General features: G+C 68.2%; 14 protein-coding genes. 6 read left to right on the plus strand and 8 right to left on the minus strand.

Annotation, left to right across the window (positions count from 1 at the left end; all coding sequences use genetic code 11):
* Positions 1–2: 2 nt before the first annotated feature.
* Positions 3–911 carry an NAD(P)-dependent oxidoreductase gene (locus ACOQPE_RS07465; RefSeq protein ID WP_420611191.1) on the minus strand — a complete coding sequence of 303 codons (909 nt, stop codon included), beginning with the start codon at positions 909–911 and terminating at the stop codon, positions 3–5.
* Positions 912–1,053: 142 nt separating this feature from the next.
* Between ACOQPE_RS07465 and ACOQPE_RS07470 the strand changes: the two genes are divergently transcribed.
* On the plus strand, positions 1,054–2,286 hold the full coding sequence (locus ACOQPE_RS07470) for an LLM class flavin-dependent oxidoreductase (RefSeq protein ID WP_420611192.1): 1,233 nt from the start codon (positions 1,054–1,056) through the stop codon (positions 2,284–2,286).
* 1 nt (position 2,287) lies between these two features.
* Here the strand turns inward: ACOQPE_RS07470 and ACOQPE_RS07475 are convergent, their stop codons facing one another.
* From ACOQPE_RS07475 to guaB, 4 genes are all read right to left on the minus strand, one after another.
* A complete protein-coding gene (locus ACOQPE_RS07475) occupies positions 2,288–3,166 on the minus strand; it encodes a haloalkane dehalogenase (RefSeq protein WP_420611193.1) in 879 nt (292 codons plus the stop codon).
* 86 nt (positions 3,167–3,252) lie between these two features.
* Positions 3,253–5,241 (minus strand): putative glycoside hydrolase, encoded by a 1,989-nt coding sequence (locus ACOQPE_RS07480; RefSeq protein ID WP_420611194.1) that lies wholly within the window; start codon positions 5,239–5,241, stop codon positions 3,253–3,255.
* A 54-nt stretch (positions 5,242–5,295) separates the two neighbouring features.
* Positions 5,296–5,664: a preQ(1) synthase gene (queF, locus tag ACOQPE_RS07485; RefSeq protein ID WP_420611195.1), complete on the minus strand. Its 369-nt coding sequence runs from the start codon at positions 5,662–5,664 to the stop codon at positions 5,296–5,298.
* A 35-nt stretch (positions 5,665–5,699) separates the two neighbouring features.
* Positions 5,700–6,779, minus strand: a complete 1,080-nt coding sequence (guaB, locus tag ACOQPE_RS07490) for an IMP dehydrogenase (RefSeq protein ID WP_420611196.1) — start codon at positions 6,777–6,779, stop codon at positions 5,700–5,702.
* 28 nt (positions 6,780–6,807) lie between these two features.
* On the opposite strand from guaB, the gene ACOQPE_RS07495 reads away from it, so the two are divergent.
* Complete coding sequence (locus ACOQPE_RS07495; RefSeq protein ID WP_420611197.1) at positions 6,808–7,719, plus strand: YceI family protein; 912 nt, start codon at positions 6,808–6,810, stop codon at positions 7,717–7,719.
* Between the two features lie 30 nt (positions 7,720–7,749).
* On the opposite strand, the gene ACOQPE_RS07500 is transcribed toward ACOQPE_RS07495, so the two are convergent.
* A complete protein-coding gene (locus tag ACOQPE_RS07500; RefSeq protein ID WP_420611198.1) occupies positions 7,750–9,444 on the minus strand; it encodes an AMP-binding protein in 1,695 nt (564 codons plus the stop codon).
* Positions 9,445–9,461: 17 nt separating this feature from the next.
* Positions 9,462–10,400, minus strand: coding sequence for an LLM class flavin-dependent oxidoreductase (locus ACOQPE_RS07505; RefSeq protein ID WP_420611199.1), 939 nt, complete (start codon positions 10,398–10,400; stop codon positions 9,462–9,464).
* Positions 10,401–10,535: 135 nt separating this feature from the next.
* Between ACOQPE_RS07505 and ACOQPE_RS07510 the strand changes: the two genes are divergently transcribed.
* The 4 genes from ACOQPE_RS07510 (at position 10,536) to ACOQPE_RS07525 (ending at position 15,764) form a co-directional block, all read left to right on the plus strand.
* On the plus strand, positions 10,536–11,675 hold the full coding sequence (locus tag ACOQPE_RS07510; protein ID WP_420611200.1) for a serine hydrolase domain-containing protein: 1,140 nt from the start codon (positions 10,536–10,538) through the stop codon (positions 11,673–11,675).
* Positions 11,676–11,721: 46 nt separating this feature from the next.
* Entirely contained in the window at positions 11,722–12,438 is a 717-nt protein-coding gene (locus ACOQPE_RS07515; RefSeq protein ID WP_420611201.1) for a type 1 glutamine amidotransferase, read from the plus strand.
* Between the two features lie 67 nt (positions 12,439–12,505).
* The gene (locus ACOQPE_RS07520) at positions 12,506–15,019 is read left to right on the plus strand and encodes a CoA transferase (protein ID WP_420611202.1); all 2,514 of its coding nucleotides are present in this window, start codon (positions 12,506–12,508) and stop codon (positions 15,017–15,019) included.
* Positions 15,020–15,134: 115 nt separating this feature from the next.
* Positions 15,135–15,764: a hypothetical protein gene (locus ACOQPE_RS07525; RefSeq protein ID WP_420611203.1), complete on the plus strand. Its 630-nt coding sequence runs from the start codon at positions 15,135–15,137 to the stop codon at positions 15,762–15,764.
* 202 nt (positions 15,765–15,966) lie between these two features.
* Here the strand turns inward: ACOQPE_RS07525 and ACOQPE_RS07530 are convergent, their stop codons facing one another.
* Positions 15,967–16,467 carry a hypothetical protein gene (locus ACOQPE_RS07530; RefSeq protein ID WP_420611204.1) on the minus strand — a complete coding sequence of 167 codons (501 nt, stop codon included), beginning with the start codon at positions 16,465–16,467 and terminating at the stop codon, positions 15,967–15,969.
* Between the last annotated feature and the right edge of the window lie 69 nt (positions 16,468–16,536).

Here is a 16,536-nt window from a genome sequence, read left to right on the forward strand (position 1 = left end):
CGTCATGCCTCCCAGTGCGGAACCCAGTCGCCGTCGAGCCGCAGCGACAGGCCGGCGTCGTCCTCGATGCGGCGGGCCACGCTCAGCTCGGGTCCGTCCACGCCGTAGCGCTCGGCCGCTCGCTCGAACGCAGCCCGCGCTGCCGCAGTCATCGGCAGCTCGGCGCCCACGATGGTCTCCAACTCGCCCAGCAACCCGAGGTCCTTCACGCACAAGCCCAGCGAGAATGACGGGTCGTAGTGCCCGGCGAAGATGCTGGGCGCGTCGTGGCGGGCAACGAAGCTGTCGGCGACGCTGCCCTTGATCGCCTCCCAGAGGTCGCCGAGCTCAACCCCATTGCGCACTCCGACCGCCAGCCCCTCGGCCAGTGCGGCAGCGCCCACAAACCACAGCTGATTGGTCACCAGCTTCGTCACGCACCCCGTGCCCAACGCCCCGCACACAATGACCCGCCCCAAGCGTTCGAGCAGCGGTTGCACCCGCTCGACGACCGTCGACTCACCGCCTGCAAACAAGGTGAGCGTGCCGTTGCGGGCACCATCCACAGCACCTGTGACCGGCGAGTCCACCACCGCGACGCCCTCGGGAGCCTCGCCCGCCAGACGCCGGATCAGCTCAGGACGGCTCGTAGTCAAATCCACCCACACCGACCCCGCCGACAGCGCCCCGAGCGCTCCTGCATCGCACATCACCGCCTCGACATGCTGAGGAGCGGGCAGCGATGTCAGAAAGACGTCGGCCCCAGAAGCCGCTTCCGCAGCCGAACCAGCCGCAGTTGCGCCTGCTGCCACCGCGGCATCGAGCGCGTCAGCATTCAGGTCGAAGGCCGTGACCGGGTAGCCGGCGCCGACCAAGCGAGCGCACATCGGCCCGCCCATCGTGCCCAGCCCCACGAATCCAACGGTGTTCACGCTCATATCTTCGCACCGCCCCCATTCCCGTCCAAACACCCCTGTATGCAACGTCAGCGGAGGGGTGGGTGGCAGGACCAAGCTCACCGATCAGCCCAGCTACCTAGGATGACCGGCGGTCCAGCGCACAGGGAGACACAACATGAAGTTCGGGATCTTCTACGAGCTGCAGCTGCCGAGGCCGTGGAACGACGACTCCGAGTTCGTCCTGTTCCAGCAGGCGCTCGACCAGATCGAGCTGGCCGACAAGCTCGGCTACGACTACGCGTGGGAGGTCGAGCACCACTTCCTCGAGGAGTACAGCCACAGCTCGGCGCCCGAGGTGTTCCTGGCGGCAGCCAGCCAGCGCACGAAGAACATCCGGCTCGGGCATGGCATCGTGCAGCTGCCCACCAACCATCCGGCCCGCGTGGCCGAGCGGGTCTCCACGCTCGACATCGTGAGCGGCGGCCGGGTCGAGCTGGGCATCGGCGAGGGTTCATCGGTCACCGAGCTGCATCCCTTCGACCGCCGTTTCCGCGACAAGCGCGTCGTGTGGGAAGACGCCGTGCGCTGCCTCATGCCGATGTTCCAAGAGGTCAACCACAGCTACGACGGCGAGATCTTCAAGTTCCCCGCCCGAAACGTCGTGCCGAAGCCGTACCAGAAGCCGCACCCGCCCCTGTGGGTGGCGTGCAGCCAGCTCGACACGATCGTCATGGCGGCCCAGCGGGGCATGGGCGCGCTGGGCTTCTCATTCGTGTCGGCCGACGCCGCCCGGGCCTGGGTGAACGCCTACTACAACAACTACCTCAACCATCTCGACCTGCTCTGCGACTACCAGACCAACCCCGGCGTGGCAGTGGTGAGCCCATTCATGTGCGCCGAGACCGACGAGGAGGCCCAGGCCAAAGCGGAAGGCTGGACGTTCTTCCAGTTCTCGCTGGTCTTCTACAACTCCCACGGGCCCGTCGAGCCGGGCTCGGTCAACCTGTGGGACGAGTACCAGGAGTGGAAGAAGTCGCCGAAGGGCCAGAAGGCCAGCAACAACGTCGGCCTCGTGGGCTCACCCGACACCATCCGCCAGAAACTGGAGATGTACGAGGACGCCCACGTCGATCAGCTCATCCTGCTGAACCAGGCCGGCAAGAACACCCACGAGGACATCTGCTCCAGCCTTGAGCTGTTCGCCGCCGAGGTCATGCCGGAGTTTCACGAGCGCGATGCCGAGCACCAGGACTGGAAGTCAGCAGTGCTGGCCGGCGATGTCATCCTCGACGACATCGACACCGACCTGTACCAGGTGATCACCAACCAGACGCCGGTGGAGAAGCGCGAAGAGATCGAGCGCAAGCAGCGCGAGGCTCGAGCCCGCCAAGCAGTCGGGCTCGGCTAGCTCAGCGGTTCGCCAGCCAGTCGGCGATCGCTTGTCCGATCTCGTCGGGGCTGTCTTCCTGGCAGAAGTGATTGCCCTCGACGGTCACCTCGGTCTGGTTCGGCCAGGTGCGGCAGTACTCGAGCTGCGGACCGTTGAGGATCGCGCCCGGATTGGCGTTGACCAGCAGCTTCGGCACGTCTGAGCCCGACAGCCACTCGCCGTAGTCGGTCACGATCTGGGTGACGTCGGCAGGCTCGCCCTCGATCGGGATCTGGCGCGGCCAGGTGAGGGTAGGACGCCGGTGCTCGGGCTCGACGAACGGGCGCCGGTACTCGTTCATCTCCTCGTCGGACAGCTTGCGCTGGATCGAGCCGGGCAGCACCGCTTCCACGAACAGGTTCTTGGTGATGACCATCTCTTCACCGGCCGGCGACCGGAAGCCTTGGAAGATGCCGGCTGCCGCCTCGGGCCACTCCGCCCAGCTCATCGGCCGCACGATGGCTTCCATGTAGCAGAGACCCGCCACCCGGTCACGGTGCCGGTTGGCCCAGTCGAAACCGAGCGCCGATCCCCAGTCGTGGATCACGAACGTGATGTTGTCGCCCAAGTCGAGCTGGTCGAGCAAGCCGTCGAGGTACTCGCGGTGCTCCACGAAGCGATACGAGTCGGGCCCGGTGTCGTCCAGCTTGTCGGAATCGCCCTGGCCGATCAGGTCAGGCACTACGACCCGAGCGTGCGGCCGCACATGGGGCACGATGTTGCGCCACAGGTACGACGACGTCGGGTTGCCGTGCAGGAACACGACCGGATCGCCCGAGCCGGAGTCGTGGTACGCCATCTGCTTGCCGTTGACGGTGGCGTAGGACTTGGACAGCGGTTCCGCAGAGAGGGTGGCCATGGGTGCTCCTCGGGGTTGGGGGGTGCGCCGGATCGGCGCCACATCATGCCCGCCCCGTCGCACCAATGCTCCGGCTGCCCTCGTTGCTAGCGGTACGAGACGGGGATGCCCTCATTGGTGTAGGTGACTTGCGGATCCCACAGCAGCCAGTCGCTGATGCCGAGGTCGGCTGCGGCATCGATCTGGGCGCGCACCTCGGCTGGGCCGTAGTTCACCCGCATCGAGAAGTCCTGCAGCCACGGCACCACCGCCGTGTTGGTGCCCGCAAGCACGCGCTGGAATTGGGCCAGTGACGCCCTGGTGATGTCGTAGGGCTGTGCCTCTGGGTGCACCACCCCGTACTCGCCGCGCCCCCAGTGCGACGGGTACACCATGGGCGCCACATAGTCGACGTGGTCGGACATGGCGCCGATGTCCTGCGCCACCCACTCACCGCGGTCTGCCGCGATGCCGAACACCGAGACACCGTGGAACACCTGCGCTTCGCGCAGCATGGAATTGGCCTCGGCCAGGAAGCTCACTATGACCGGCGACGGATCGCCGCCATCCCAGCCGGGAATCCGCATGCCGCTCAGGTCGCCTTCGGGCCGGCGCATGTAATCCCACAAGATGTCGTCGATGCCGGCCGCGGCGGCCTCGGCGGCGATATCCAGGTTGTACTGCCGCACGACCGGATGGTTGAAGTTGGTGAACCCGCCGTACTTCGCCAGCGGGCGTCCGTCCGGCGTCTGCACGACCCAGTCCAGGTCGCCGTTCGCCGCGGCGTAGCGAGCCAGCGTCGGGTCGTTGAACGCCACGATGCGCCCGATCACCCGCACACCGAGGTCATGCAGCTCGTCGATGGCTTCCTGCAGGTCGTAGAGCTCTCTCGACGCACCTGTCAGCTGGGCCAGCCGGACCTCTGTCCGGTGGCCGATGCGACCATCCTCGTCTTTCAGATCGAGCTGTACTGCGTTGATGCGACCTTGCTCGATGAGCTCCACCACCGACTCGCGCAGCCCGTCGTGGTCCCATGCGGCCGCCGTCACGTGAACCCCCGTGGTGTGCGGGTAGCCGATGGGCACGATGACGTCGAATTCGGTGATGTTGCCGGCAGCGTCTGTGGCGATCACCGGCACCGGGCCGCCGGGCGGACTCGGCAAGGTGAGGCTGAACGAGCCCGATGCCGTATCGACGCGCTGGTCCCCGATCTGCAGCGACACGCCCGGCTCGACCGACCCGGCCAACACGACCGGCTCGTCCAATGCCACCGGTTCGAAGATCCTCGGCAGCTCCACCGCTGGGGGCGTCCCGTCGACCGTGAACGTGACCGCTGCCGTTGCCGTGCCGAAGAAGCGTCGATCGACATCGAGCGTCACGATGTGCGCGCCTTCGGTCAGTTCCGGCACCGGCCACACGATCCGGTTGTCGTAGCGCTGCACTCCGCTCACCGGGAAGCCGTCGAGCAGCATCTGCGCGGAGGTGACATCACCGCCGTCGATGCTGAACTCCAGGACGGTCCCGGCCAGTCCAGCCGGGCGCACCATCGCGCCGTCGTTGATGCCTGAGACGGTGATCTCGGTGACACGCAGCGCGTTCATTGCCACGAAGCCCACACCGATGGTGGCGGCGATCAGCAGGATCGCGACGATCGCACGGCCGCGGCGACGGCGCTTGGGCGGCGGTCCCGCGATGCCGATCACGGCGCGGTCGGCCGCTCGGCGCGCACGCCGGCTCAGGCCGGTCGCATAGAGCGGCGCTTCGGGCTTGGGCGGACGCCACGGAAAGCCCCAGCCCTCGGCCGGGTCGGTCGGACCGGTCGCCTCGTGGCCATCGGGGCCGCCGGCGAGGTCGCTTCCGACCAGCGACGGCCCCACTTCATGGCCGTGCCGGGTGAGCGACCAGCGTGCGCCCCGCAGGCCCGGCACGGAGCCGGCCTGCGCCACGATGCCCGATTCCTGCAGGGTGTCGAGCGACATCTGCACGGTCTGGTTGTCCAGCACCACAGCCGCGCTGATCTCGCCGATCTCGGCCGTCCCCCCACGGCGGAGCAGCTCGCGCAGAATGCGCCTGTCGGCGGGCGCCAACAATGGCATCGGATCGAGTGTATTGAGGCCGCCAGACGGCCTTCGGTCAGGCGTGCCGCCGCTTCAGCCCAGAGATGCCTGGGCGGGATGGCGGGCCGTGACCGTCGTGGTGATGCCGCCTCGCACCAGCCAGCGCGTCTCTACCGTGGCCTGCTTGGGTGCGACGGTCGCCACCAGGTCGTCGAGGATGCGGTTGGTGATGGCTTCGTGATGGACCGGCTCGTCCCGGAAGCTCCACAGGTAGAGCTTGAGCGACTTCAGCTCGACGATGCGACGATCGGGGATGTACGCGATGTCGACTGTGGCGTAGTCGGGCTGCCCGGTCACGGGGCATACGCAGGTCAGCTCCGGCGTGGTGCAGCGCACCTCGTAGTCGCGGTCGGGGTAGGGGTCGTCGAGCGCGATCAGGTCTCTGGACGGTTCGCTTCCCATGTCGGACCTCCTCGACTGACGGGCACGGGTGCCCGTCAGTACGACAGGGTGGCGTGCGGGGTGTTCTCCGCCAACCCGAGCGGCGTCACGGCGACAAACTCGGTGCGCTCGGTGAATTCGGCCAGATTGCGGGCGTTGGTGTAGCTCATGGCGCTGCGCAGGCCGGCCATCAGCTCGCCGATCAGCTTGCCGGCCTCGCCCCGGTAGGGCACGGTGCCTTCGACGCCCTCAGGCGCCCGCTGTTCGAAGTACTCGTCGTCGATTTCCTCGCCGTGACGCTCGGCCCGGGCCTCGATGGCTTCGAAGCTGGCCATGCCGCGGATGCGCTTGCGCAGCCCGTGCGGGCCCTGCTCGACCTCGCCGGGGCTCTCCTTCGTACCGGCGAGCATGCTGCCGATCATCACGGTCTCGGCACCGACAGCCAGCGCCTTGGCGATGTCGCCCGATGTCCTGATGCCGCCGTCGGCGATGACCGGCACATCGAATCCCGCATCGGCGAGCCCGTTGACCACGCTGTCGGTCGCAGACAGCTGCGGCACGCCGACTCCGGCCACCAGCCTCGTGGTGCACACGCCGCCCGGTCCCACGCCCACCTTGATCGCGTCGGCACCGGCTTCGGCCATGTCGATCGCGCCGTCGATGGTGGCCACGTTGCCGGCGATCACGTCGGTGTCGGCGAAGTTGTCCTTCAGGCGGCGCACCCCGTCGATGGCGTGGTCGGCGTGACCGTGCGCTATGTCGAGCACCAGCACATCGGCTCCTGCTGCCACCAGCGCCTTGGCCCGGTCGCCCATGTCGTGGTCGGTGCCTACCGCGCCGCCGGCTACCAGTGAGCCGTCGTCGGCGTTCTTGATGGCGGCGATCTGGGCTGCTTGCGCGTCGATGGGCATGAACCGGTGGACGATGCCCGCACCGCCCAGACGGCCCATGGCAATTGCCATCTCGTGCTCGCAGACCGTGTCCATGTTGGCCGCAATCACTGGCAGATCCAGCGGGATGTTGCGGGAAAGGCGGGTGCGCACCGACACGTCGCTGCGGCTGCGGATCGACGACCGCTGCGGCACGATCAGTACGTCGTCGAAGGTCAGTCCGGTTCTCAGGTCGCGCAGTTTCATGAGCGGCCCCAAGCTACCGTGAGCCGCCATGAGCCCCCGGCGCCGGACGGTTGTGACGGTGGTCGTACTGATCGTGATCGTCGCGGCCGCAGCGGCCGTCGGCGTCTGGCGGGTGCTCGGCGACGCCCCCGAAGAGGTCAGCCTGGCCGGAGCGGTCGAAGTCGCCGAACAGGCGCAAGCAGAGGCCGAGGCGGAACCGGCCACGCCGGACACCGGCAGCGATGCCCGGCAAGGCGACGACGCTGCGCAGGACGCCGAGGACAGCAGCGAGACAGGCGATGCGGGCGACGGCGATACGGGCGACGGCGCGGCCGACGCAACCGGCGGCGACAGCGGCACCGATGACGACACAGCCTCCGACGGCGTCGCAATGGCCACCGCTGAACTTGACGGCACGTGGGCGGTGGATGCCGAGACCGGGGAATTCACCTTGGAGGACGCCACCGGCTCGTTCGCTGGCTTCCGCGTTGACGAGGAGCTGGCGCGCATCGGCGCATTCACCGCCGTAGGCCGCACCGGCGATGTCAGCGGCACGTTGGTGATCGCCGAGGAATCGGTGACCTCCGTGGAGATCGAGGTCGACCTGACCACGCTGCGCACCGACGACAGCCGCCGCGACGGCGCGGTCCAGCGAGCGCTGGGCACCTCTCAGCACCCCACGGCCACGTTCTCGCTCAGCGAGGAATTGCACATCGAGGGCGCCGTGGAACTCGGCGAGTCCATCAGCCTCATGGCATCGGGCGACCTGACGGTCAACGGCATCACCCAGCCAGTGACCATCGACATCGAAGCCCAGCTCGTCGGCAGCCTCATCGCCGTCGTCGGCTCGGTCGAGATCACCTTCGCCGACTTCGACGTGGCGGTGCCGCAGGTGCCCATCGTCCTGTCCGCCGAAGACCACGGAATCATGGAGTTCCAGCTGCTGTTCCGACGCTCTTGAGCGTCGGAACCATCAGATACAGCGACGCAGTTAGTCGAAGCGTTCTCGCAGCCGGTACTTCTGGATCTTGCCGCTCGGCGTCATCGGGAACTCGTCGACGATGACGAGTTCCTCGGGCCAGAACTGCCGTGTCACCTGCTGGTCGTCGAGAAACTCTGTGAGCTCCGCCAAGGTCGGCGCCTCGCCGATGGCTTGAACGAACGCGCAGCCGATCTCGCCGAGTCGTTCATGAGGCTTGGCGACGATTGCGGCCACACCCACGGCGGGGTGCCGCAGCAGGACGTCTTCGACTTCCTTGACCGGGACGTTCTCGCCGCCGCGGATCACCAAGTCCTTCGTACGGCCCGCAATGCTGATGTATCCGTCGCTGTTCATGACCGCACGGTCGCCCGTGTCGAACCAGCCGTCTGTCCAGAACTGCTCCGTGAACTCCCGCCCGGCCATGTAGCCGGCGAACAGCGCGCTGCCACGGCACTGCAGGTCGCCTTCGGCGTCGGTCACTGCCTGGCCGGCTTCGTCGATCACCCTCACTTCGTTGTCGTCCACGGCTCGGCCGTCGGTCAGCCGGCGCTCGAGCGGGTCGCTGGGCCGGCCCACGGTCAGCAGGCCGGTTTCGGTCATGCCCCAGCCCGGCATCACCACGCAATCGGGCAGCAACTCGAGCGCACGTTCGAGCACCGGGCGAGGGATCGCTGCGCCCGCACACAGGAATCGCTGCCACGTGGAGAGGTCGTAGCCGGCCAGATCGTCCACGTTGAGCACATCGGCCAGGAACGGCGTCGCACCCATCGACAGCTGGATCCGGTGCTTGCCGATGAGCCCCACGAACTCCACCGGATCCCACACGTCCTGCATGACGACGTGGCCGCCCGTGTAGAGCGGCAGCCGCATCCCGTAGAGGTAGCCGGTTTGGTGGCCCAGGGTGGAGGCCATGTGGGTGACGTACGCCTGCGGCGCCCCGGCTCCGGGATGCGGCTCGAGCCCCTCGCACACCGTGTCGAGGAAGGCATCGACGGCCACCGACAGGATGTTGTGGGTGTGCATGACGCCCTTGGGCAGGCCGGTGGTGCCCGAGGTGAACATCATCTCGCACACGTCGTCGGGTCCCGGCCGGCACAGGTCGACCGCGGCGCGGTCGTAGGAGGAGAACCGGCCTTCCTCGACCAGGTCCTCCCAGGTGATCGCGCCCTCCGGCAGCCACGACTCGTCCTCGCTCGCATCCGACTGCAGGACTTCCGGTCCGGGCACAACCACCAGCTCGGTGACCCATTCGCATTGCTCGCGCAGCTCCGCGTGCATCTCGGCGAGCTTGAAGCCCCGGTAGCTGTCGGCGGTCACCACCACCATCGGCCGGCCGAGTTCGCTCATCACCGTGAGCTCGTTGTGCCGGAAGATCGGTGCCACCGGATTCACCACTGCTCCGATGCGGTCGCACGCCACCGCCGTCACCACGAAATGGCGCCAATTCGGCAGCTGCAGCTGGACGACCGTGCCGGGACGCACGCCGATCTCCAGCAAGCCCTTGCTGACGGCGTCCACGTCGTCGCCGAGCTCGCCCCAGGTCATGGTGCCGAAGCGATCGGTGATGACCGGCTCGCCGGCCCGCTCGGCAGTCCACCTGTCGATCCGGTCGTCGAGCAGCCGGTTCGGCCACGCTCCCGAAGCGCTCGTCTCGTCGATGCGCTCCGCTGCCAGCGTCGTCTCGAAAAATCGCTTTGCCGACATCGGGTCCCTTCCGGCGACTAGGCCTGCCCCTCGCGGAAGCGTGGAAGCACCTCCGCTGCCCAGAACCGTTCGCTTTCTTCGATATAGCTCATCGGCGAGGCAGCGCTCAATACGACAGTGCGCGCACCGGCGTCGATGTACTCGCGCAGCCGCGCTTCGCAGCGGTCGGGATCGCCGGCGATGGCGAATTTGTGGACGAGCTGGGAGAAGTCCTGCGCGTACTGCTTGGACAGCCGCTCGGCGGCGTATTCGATGGCCGTGTCGTTGTCTTCGTGACAGCAGAAGAACACGAACAGGCCGGGCTCCACCGGAGTCGGGTTGCCCTCCTCCTCCCGGTAGCCGGCGATGGCCTCGATCGACTGCGCGAGCCGCTCGGGCGTGTACATGTACGGCAGCCAGCCGTCGCCGTAGCGGGCTGCCCGCCGCCACGCGGCGTCCTGGCGCCCCGAGACCCACACCGGCGGCGGCGATGCCGGCTTGGGAGCAAGCGTGACGCCGTTCAAGGTGTTGAAGCGGCCCTCGAACGTGACGTCGTCTTCGGTGAACAACCGCCGCATGATGTCGAGCGCCTCATTGGTGCGAGCGCCACGCTCGCGCACCGGCACCCCGCAGGCCTCGAACTCCGACGGCATCTCGCCGCCCACGCCCACGCCGAGGTGGAAGCGCCCGCCGGAGGCCACGTCGAGCGAGGCCGCGAGCTTTGCGCACAGCGCCGCCGGGTAGAGCGGGATGAGCGTGATCGACGTCATCAGCTTGAGCGTGGTGGTGGCGCCCGCTGCCACCGCCAGCGAGATGAAGCCGTTCGAGGTGGGCACGTGGAAGAAGACGTGCTCGCCGGTGGTGGCGTAGTCGTAGCCGAGCGCTTCGATCTCACGCGCGGCCCCCGCGATGTCGTCGCTGCGACGAATTGCCAGCCCGAACTCGATCTTGCCGTTGGCCGGTGTGCTGTCGCTCATTGGGTCCCCCTCAGTTTTGCCCGCTCTTGTTCGCTGGCGCTCACGGGCCGCTCGGGCCACGGCTTCGCCTGCCGGCTCAGCCTCTGGCCCGCTCTTGTGGAGCGAGACGGTAGCCGCGGGTGCTAGGCCAAGGCCGTGAGCACAACAACTGACGCTGCACCCACTGTCCAACCGTCCCGCATCGATGCGCTGCTCGACCGCTGCAAGCGCGAGGTGGAATCGGGTCTCCTGCCGAGCTGCCAGGTGGCTGTCGGATTCGAAGGCGAGATCGTTGCGCAGGCCACCTACGGCGATGCCACCGACGAGACCCGCTACTGCATCTTCTCGGCTACCAAGCCGTTCGTGGCCTCCACGATGTGGCAGCTCATCAGCGAAGGGGTGGTGGAGCTCGACGCCACAGCAGCCAGCTACGTGCCGACATTCGGCGAGAACGGCAAGGACCAGATCACGGTGGAGCAGGTGATGCTGCACACGTCGGGTTTTCCGCACGCTCCGCTGAAGCCGCCGCAGTGGGACACGTCGGAGTCGCGGCTGGTCGCCATGGCGAACTGGCGGCTCAACTGGGAGCCAGGCACCCGGTACGAGTACCACCCGACGTCGGCGCACTGGGTGCTGGCCGAGATCATCAACGCAGTCACCGGCAACGACTTCCGCGACGAAGTGCACGACCGTGTCACCGGCCCGCTCGGGCTGCCCCGCCTGCTGGGCTTGGCACCCGACGACCAGGACGGCATTGCGGAGCTGATCCTGGTGGGCGAGCCGGCCACGCCCGACGAGCTCGAGGCGACGTTCGGCGTGCGGGAACTGCCCATGACCGAGGTCACCAACGAGGCAATCCTGCGCTTCAACGAGCCGACGGTGCGCGAGGTGGGCGTGCCCGGCGGCGGGGGATTCGGCACCGCGGTCGACCTGGCGCTCTTCTACCAAGGCCTGCTGCACAACCCCGACGACCTGTGGGACCCCGAGATGCTGGCCACCGGCACCGGCGAGGTCCGCAACACGATGCCCGACCCGATGGGCATGCCCGCCAACCGCTCGATCGGGCTGTTCCTGGCGGGCGACGACGGCCTGTCGAACATGCGCGGGCTGGGCCGGACCGTGTCGCCGATGGCCTTCGGCCACAACGGCGCCGGCGGGCAGCTCGCCTGGGGCGACCCGGCCACCGGCCTGTCGCTCGGCTACACCACCAACGGCTACGACGAGCACGAGGTTCGCCAGCCCCGGCGTGACACTGCGATCGGCAGTCTCGCCGGGCTCTGCACCACCCCCGGCTAATCGCCCCTGACCGACCGCGATCGCCAACGTGGTAGCAACGGGGGCGATGCGGCTCCTCGTCCTTCAGCACATCGACTGCGAGCATCCCGGCCGGCTGCGCGACTTCCTGCGTTCCGACGGCGTGGAGTGGACCGCGGTGGAGCTCGACGAGGGCGAGCCCATCCCGCCGCTTGAGGACTACGACGCCATGTGGGTGATGGGCGGCCCGATGGACGTATGGGACGTGGAGGACTGCCCCTGGCTGGTGCCCGAGAAGCGTGCCATCCGCCGCTGGGTGCGCGAGCTGCAGCGGCCGTTCCTGGGGCTGTGCCTGGGGCACCAGCTGCTGGCCGACGCGCTGGGTGGAACCTGCGGGCCCCAGCGCCCGCCCGAGATCGGCGTGCTGGCCGTCGATCTCACGCCAGAGGGCCGCAGCGACCCGATCTTCCGCCAGATGAGCGACCGCCAGCACGCGCTGCAGTGGCACTCAGTGCAGGTGGCGCAGCCGCCCGACGATGCGGTCGTTCTGGCCAGCTCGCCTGAGTGCCGGGTGCAGGCGATGCGGGTCGGCCCACGGGCGTGGTCGATGCAGTACCACGTCGAGGTGGAGGACGACACAGTGCGCAACTGGGGAGCCATCGACGCCTACCGCGACGCCCTGGAGTCGACGCTCGGCCCCGGCTCGCTGGACGCGCTCGCTGCCGACGCCGACCGCGCCATGGTCGGCTTCGCTGCCGACGCCGAGCAGCTCTACCGCAACTTCATGGCGGCTTCGTTCGACTAGCGGGCGGCCTGCAGGGGCCCGACTCACCATGGGCTGATGTGCGCGCCGGGGCTAGCTTCGGGCCGTCATGAATCGGCCCGCCAAGCCTCGCAGCCGCGACTCCTCGACAGTCCACGGGGCGCTGTCGGGACTGCGTGTCGTTGACCTGACTGGAGACGCAGGCCGGTTCGCGACGAAGCTGCTGACCGAGATGGGTGCCGACGTGGTGAGAGTCGGCACCGGAGCGCCGGGCCTGCCGCTGGCCGATCCGGCTGCAGCAGCGCTCGGCGGGGTCGCCGACTGGTGGTACGACGGCGGCAAGCGCCGCTGCCCGGTGGACCTGAGCACCCCTGAGGGTCAAGACGCTTACCGTCGATTGGCTCTCGCGGCCGACGTGGTCGTGGAGACCGAGCGCCCTGGCCGGCTGGCCGAAGCGGGCATCGACTACCCCGACATCAGCGCAGTCAACCCGGCGCTGGTGCAGGTGTCGATCACGCCATTCGGGCGCACAGGCCCGCGGGCGCATTGGCTCGGCTCGGACCTGGTGGCCGCTGCGATGGGCGGGATGATGGCGTTGACGGGCCTCGCCGACCGCCCGCTCAACGTGTGGGGCCGCCAGGCGTACAACTACGCGGGTTTCGTGGCGGCGACCTCAGGCGTTGCGGCGGCATTGTCGGCCCGCTCGACGGGCCGCGGCGCACACCTCGACCTGTCCATCCACGAGACGGTCACCGGTTCGATCGAGAACCTGTTCATGCAGTACTTCTTCGACGACCTGCTGCCGCTGCCCAAGGTGGCCCCGCGCCAGGGCGCCCTGCACTGGCTGGGCGCATACGACCTCGCGCAGTGCCGGGGCGGCGACGGCGGTTACGTCATGATCACGCCCACGCCGACGCCGGATCTGCTGTTCGAGTGGATGATCGAGGTCGGTCCTGACGAATCCGGCCGCGAGGTGAAGCGATGGCTTGGCGTCGATCCGGCCGACATGCTGCTCGACGTCGTTGAGGTCATGGATGCCGTCCGGCGCTGGATCGCTCCGCAGGATGCGCACGAGGTCTGGTGGGAAGCGCAAGAGCGGCACGTGGCCTTCGGCGGTGTGCTCGACATCGCCGAAGTCTGCGCGAACCCGCAGTTCGCGCATCGTGGGTTCTTCGCCGACGTCCTGCCGCCCGGCGCGGCGGCTGCGAACGGCTCGCGAGTGCCCGACCGAGCTGCATCTGGCCAGCCGGGCCCGGTGCGAGTGCCGAGCCGGCTGGTTCGCTGGAGCGACGCCGGCCGCTCGGGCACGGTCCCGCCGAGTCCGCCGGCCAGCATCGACACGCCGCTCGACGAGGTGCTCGCGTCGTGGGCGGCACCGCCAACCGAGGCTCGCAATGGCGGCACTGGCAGCCTGTCTGGGGCAGTGTCGACCGGGAACGAAGGCGCCCGGCGCCCGCTCGACGGCATCCGTGTGGCCGACTTCACCTGGGTGCTGGCCGGGCCGTCGGCCACGAAGCTGCTCGGCGACCTCGGCGCCGACGTGATCCGCATCCAGAGCGAGGAGCGATCCACCCTCGTCAACTCGCCGGACTTCCCCTACTACTTCGTGTGGAACCGCTCCAAGCGCAGCGCCACGCTCGACATGAAGCATCCCGACGCCCTTGCGGCAGCGCGGCGGCTGATCGAGACGTGCGATGTGCTCATCGAGAACTTCAGCGCCGGCGTGCTCGACTCGTGGGGCCTCGACTGGGAAACCGTGCATGAGTGGAACCCGCGGCTCGTGTACGTGACGATGTCGGGCTGCGGCCACGACGGGCCGTGGCGGCATGTCATCTCGTACGCGCCGACGGTGCATGCGGTATGCGGCATCACCCACCTGACCAACTTCGCCGACCGCGGTGACGTAGGCCCGGGCTTCTCGCTCAATGACCACCTGGCCGGATTCGCTGCGGCGGTCTCGACTGTCGGCGCGCTGTACGCCCGCGAGCGCACCGGGGAGGGGCAGCGCATCGACATGGCGCAGCTCGAAGTGGGCACCTACGCGATCGGCGCCGCGATTATCCGCCAATCGGCCGGGGTGTTGCCGCCCCGTCCCGCAGGCAACCGCGACGGCATAGCCGACCATGTGCCCAACGAGGTGTACGCGACGGGCGACGGTTTCGTGGCGGTGACAGTGACCGAGCCGGCGCAGTGGCTCGGGCTCGTCGGCCTGCTCGACGATCCCCGGCTCGACGATCCGTCGCTCGTCACCGAGGCGGCCCGCCGGGACCGCAGGACGATGATCGATGCCGTGCTGGGGGAGTGGGCCGCCGGCCGCACCGCAGCCGAAGCAGCCGATGCCCTGCAGGGTGCCGGTGTGCCGGCGGGCCCCGTGCAGAGCTCACACCAGCTGTATGCCGACGATCCCCAGCACGCCGACCGGGGCTTCTGGCAGCCGGTTGACCATGCGGTCTTCGGCGAGCGGACCGTCGACGCGTTCGCAGGGCTGTGGAACGGCCGGCGTTGGACGCCCCGACATCTCAGCCCCGCATACCTTGGCGAGCACAACTTCGACGTCTGGGCCGATGCCGGCTACTCGCCAGAGGAGATCGCCGAGGGCATCGGCGACGGCCTGTTCCGCTGAGCCGCCCCGCCGCGGACCTGCGCCGCGGAAGCACCAGCTCTGCGACTCTATGCTGCCTCGCCGAAGCGCAAGGCAACCGCCGAGTGCGGGTGCTGGGTGCGGGAAGGCCGCGGCGATGAAGCTGTACCGCTACACCCTCACGTTCGATTCTGGGTTTGCTCCTAACCCCTACGGCGGCTACTGCACCTTGGCGACCTGCAAGCCGCGGGTGCGTGAGCACGCGCAGGTCGGCGACTGGGTCGCAGGATTCGGGAGCGCTAGCAGGGGACGCTCGGGGCAGCTCGTGTACGCCATGCGCGTTGCCGAGACCATGACGTTCGAGGAGTATTGGGGCGATCCGAGGTTCGCAGCTAAGAAGCCCATATGCAGCTCCCGCTACGAGGAAACTTGCGGAGACAACGTCTACCGCCGTGCCCCTGACGGCAGCTGGTTGCAGGAGGCCTGCTTCCATTGCTCAGACCATATGGGCAACGATCTCCGCGTCGACAGGGTCCTTGTGGCGACAGAGTTCGTCTACTACGGCGACGAGTCGATCGATCTGCCATTCGAGATCGCATGCCTTGGCGAACGGCATTTCGCAGGCATACGCAACTATCGCGTGAATGGCCTGTCGAACGATGGCGTCCAGATGGTCATCGCGTGGCTGCGGGGTCTATGCAGCGATGGCGGAGTCGTGGGCTCGCCAGCACAACGGCAGCAGATCATCGCTTCAGACCGAGACACTGGCCCCAGCAGGCGCTGCTGACAAGCTGCCCGTTGGCGCACGCAGACCGACGAGCATGGGGCTCTTCGTCCTTTTGTGGGCTGGGGGTGGGTTGAAGGTTCCCTGGCAGGCGTGTATTGCACCGGGTTCGGAAGAGTCTGTCTGCTATGTGTGTTGCAGCCGCGTCAGGGATGTGCTGTTTCGCTGAGCCGGTACCGACCCCGCCAAGCGAATCCGAGGATCGTCAGCCGGCGGCGATCTCGGCGACGAGAGCCAGCACTGCGTCGGAGGTCTCGCGGTCCTGCTCGATCCGATCTTGGGTCGAATAGGTGATCTTGCGGGCGACACGCACACCGCTGTCGCTGACCGCCGCGATGTGTGCCCGATCTTCTCCGCGCCGAGGCGGGTCGGTGACCAGCGCCGCGGTGCATGAGATGCCCGCCAGAGGCCACGGCTCGGCGCCCGGCCTAGGCGTCGACACCAAGTACTGCGCCCGGGCCAGGCAGCCGTCGGCCATGGCCAGCGCGGCCTCATCGGACACGTGCGGCTCTAGCTCTGAGCCCATCAGCTCATACAGCGATTTCACCGAGTACGGCACGCCGGCCTCGAGGATCGTGCGCGAGCCGCCCGGTACCGTCAGCAGGTCGCTGACCGCCAGCATCCCGCCTCCCGTCACCGACAGCACGATTCGCAGCGGCGAGTCATGGATCGCCCGGATCGTCGCCAAGCGCTCGTCAGCTGTCATATCGGCACCTCGTGTTCCTTCGCGTCGCTCGCCGCGCCGGTAATCCGGCTTGTTCACCTGAAGCCGAGC

It is taken from the genome of Candidatus Poriferisodalis sp., from assembly GCF_965219595.1.
Lineage (GTDB): Bacteria > Actinomycetota > Acidimicrobiia > Acidimicrobiales > Poriferisodalaceae > Poriferisodalis.

Bases quoted from the DNA above. Each gene is read 5' to 3' on its own strand.
- ACOQPE_RS07470 (WP_420611192.1), top strand. From the start codon at position 1,054: ATGAAGTTCGGGATCTTCTACGAGCTGCAGCTGCCGAGGCCGTGGAAC.
- queF (WP_420611195.1), bottom strand. From the start codon at position 5,664: ATGGGAAGCGAACCGTCCAGAGACCTGATCGCGCTCGACGACCCCTAC.
- ACOQPE_RS07500 (WP_420611198.1), bottom strand. From the start codon at position 9,444: ATGTCGGCAAAGCGATTTTTCGAGACGACGCTGGCAGCGGAGCGCATC.
- guaB (WP_420611196.1), bottom strand. From the start codon at position 6,779: ATGAAACTGCGCGACCTGAGAACCGGACTGACCTTCGACGACGTACTG.
- ACOQPE_RS07505 (WP_420611199.1), bottom strand. From the start codon at position 10,400: ATGAGCGACAGCACACCGGCCAACGGCAAGATCGAGTTCGGGCTGGCA.
- ACOQPE_RS07530 (WP_420611204.1), bottom strand. From the start codon at position 16,467: ATGACAGCTGACGAGCGCTTGGCGACGATCCGGGCGATCCATGACTCG.
- ACOQPE_RS07525 (WP_420611203.1), top strand. From the start codon at position 15,135: ATGAAGCTGTACCGCTACACCCTCACGTTCGATTCTGGGTTTGCTCCT.
- ACOQPE_RS07520 (WP_420611202.1), top strand. From the start codon at position 12,506: ATGAATCGGCCCGCCAAGCCTCGCAGCCGCGACTCCTCGACAGTCCAC.
- ACOQPE_RS07480 (WP_420611194.1), bottom strand. From the start codon at position 5,241: ATGCCATTGTTGGCGCCCGCCGACAGGCGCATTCTGCGCGAGCTGCTC.
- ACOQPE_RS07475 (WP_420611193.1), bottom strand. From the start codon at position 3,166: ATGGCCACCCTCTCTGCGGAACCGCTGTCCAAGTCCTACGCCACCGTC.
- ACOQPE_RS07515 (WP_420611201.1), top strand. From the start codon at position 11,722: ATGCGGCTCCTCGTCCTTCAGCACATCGACTGCGAGCATCCCGGCCGG.
- ACOQPE_RS07495 (WP_420611197.1), top strand. From the start codon at position 6,808: ATGAGCCCCCGGCGCCGGACGGTTGTGACGGTGGTCGTACTGATCGTG.